The organism is Synechococcus sp. R3-13 (assembly GCF_047462195.1).
In the GTDB taxonomy this organism is placed as follows: domain Bacteria; phylum Cyanobacteriota; class Cyanobacteriia; order Thermostichales; family Thermostichaceae; genus Thermostichus.
Genome location: NZ_JANSIO010000288.1, coordinates 1 through 2,104, shown reverse-complemented (window position 1 = coordinate 2,104; position 2,104 = coordinate 1). Strand labels below are relative to the sequence as shown.

Annotated in this window: 2 protein-coding genes and 1 pseudogene; all 3 read right to left on the bottom strand. The window is 60.6% G+C overall.

Translation table 11 applies throughout. The annotated features are described in order from the left end of the window. Window positions 1-7: 7 nt before the first annotated feature. Window positions 8-733: a HEAT repeat domain-containing protein gene (locus tag NW856_RS09090; RefSeq protein ID WP_414399905.1), complete on the bottom strand. Its 726-nt coding sequence runs from the start codon at window positions 731-733 to the stop codon at window positions 8-10. A gap of 106 nt (window positions 734-839) precedes the next feature. Then, window positions 840-1,610 (bottom strand): peptidylprolyl isomerase, encoded by a 771-nt coding sequence (locus tag NW856_RS09085; protein WP_414399904.1) that lies wholly within the window; start codon window positions 1,608-1,610, stop codon window positions 840-842. A gap of 95 nt (window positions 1,611-1,705) precedes the next feature. Then, window positions 1,706-2,104 (bottom strand): annotated as a pseudogene (locus NW856_RS09080) (hypothetical protein); the annotation flags it as partial.

The window sequence follows — 2,104 nt, the reverse complement described above, 5'->3', positions numbered from 1 at the left end:
GAGCTTATTATTGACTAGAGTCATGCTCCAGCAAATCGGGATCTGCCAGCTTTTGTAGGGCAAGCCGCGCGTCATCCCGCACCCCCCAATCGGGATCGCGACTGGCGCTGGTCAGCAATTGCCTTGTTAGCATCGTGTAAACAATGGGATCCTCGAGAGCCAGTTTCACCTGTTGCCCCAGGATCCCTAAGCTCCAGGCACAGTTGCCGCGTACCGCTGCGATTGGATCTTGAGCCAAGCCCCGGCAGAGAGCTGCGACCACCTCATCCAATGCCGGGCCGGGCAACACTTGCGCCTGAGCCAATTGTCCGAGGGCACTGGCAGCCCACAATCGCACTGCCGCGATATCCCCGGCCAACACTTCCAGCAACACCGGGTAGGCGCGCGGATCCTTGGCATTGCCCAACGCCCACACCAAGCCTTTGCGCACATAGCCGTTCCAATCCCAGCGCAAGCCCTCGATCAGCACCTCCACCTCAGCGGGATCCGGATTCCGACCTAGGGCATAGGCCGCTCCCACCCGCACCAACGGGCAGGGATCCCGGACTAGGGCCAGCAGGGGTTTAACGGCGCGGGGTTCTTCGATCTCACAGAAGGCGCGGGCCGCCTGCATCCGCAAATAGGGATCCGGATCCTGCAACTGCTGCAGCATCAGCTCCACATCCACCTCCGGCGGCGAGTGAGGTGGCAGCTCGTCTAGGGGCTCCAGGGGAGAAAAAGCGTCTTCTTGCATGAAGGGGTGCCCAGGTGTTGGCGGAGGGGACGAGGGCAAAACTTGCCCTTCCTCAAGGCAAAAGCCGGAGCCACAACAACCAAACCAGCAGCAGAGTTGCTGCCCATCATAAACTGCCGGGATCCTCCATCTGATCTGCTCTTTCCGGTTGGGATCCCGGAACCCTGAGCAAGTCCGCTCCTTCCAACACCCGCGCCGAGCGGATCACATCTCCCACCTGGATGCGCTCCACCCACTCCATCCCCTCGGTGACGTAGCCGAACACGGCATAGCGCCCGTCCAAAATCGGCAGAGCAGAGAGGGTGATGTAAAACTGGGAAGAGGCTGAGTCAAGTGGGCTAGAACGGGCCATGGCCACCGCCCCCAAACGATGGGGCAAGAGCAACTTACTCAGAGCAGCGGGATCCTGGATCAAGATGTTGTAGCGGGGGTAGGGTTCCCCACGCAGCTGAATTTCCAGGGGGATGGTGCGCAGGCGGTTGCTCCCCGGCTCTGTTGCACCCCCTGTACCGTCACCACGGGGATCCCCACCCTGCACCACAAAAGGCTGCGGATCCTTCTCCACCCGATGAAAGGTGAGGCCGTTGTAAAAGCCCCGCTGAACCAAATCCACGAACTGGCCGCCGGTCAGGGGTGCCGCTTCCCCGTGGATCTCCAGGATCACCTTGCCTACCCCCTCAGCAGTTTGCACCTCCAGCTCCACCACTGCCTCCCCTTGCAGTTGCGGGCGGTCAGCATAGGCCGCTGGGATCCCCGATGGGGATTCTGACAAGGGGGGTGTGCTGCGACAAGCGGACAGGCCAAGACAGAGGTACGCCAAAACCAAGCCCGCTCTCACTCTGCAGCGGTTTATTCGCCCCGGCTTGGCGAATTTCATCTGCCCCTCCTCCCTTTTTCAATCCGATCTCCCACCCTTCCGGCGCTGCTGCCATCGAGATCTCTTAGCCCGGGGGGGATCCCTATTTGGATGCTTTAGATTCGCTGCGACAGTCCCAACTGCAAGGTGACGCTTTGAGCACCATTGCTCACCCTCACACCGTAGGGGCTGATGGAGTTAACCCGCCACTCTGCTTTCACCGCATGGCCAACAGCCACCTGACGTACTACGTTGTCGATCAAAATCAGGGCCTTGGGAGCACCTGGATCGTGGATCAATCCCACCAGCTTCATTTGCGGCACAGGCTGGGGTGGGATCCATGCCGGCAGCGGAGGAGCAGGTGCCCTGGGGGGAGAAGGAGCACCGACCCCTCTTGAAGCAATAGGAGCGACAACAGTCGGCGGTTTTGCCGGTTCGACCAAGACAGCCTTTGCAGAATCCTCAGGTGGAGCTTTGGGGTTTTCATCCACATCAGCAGCAGTGGGAAGCAAGGG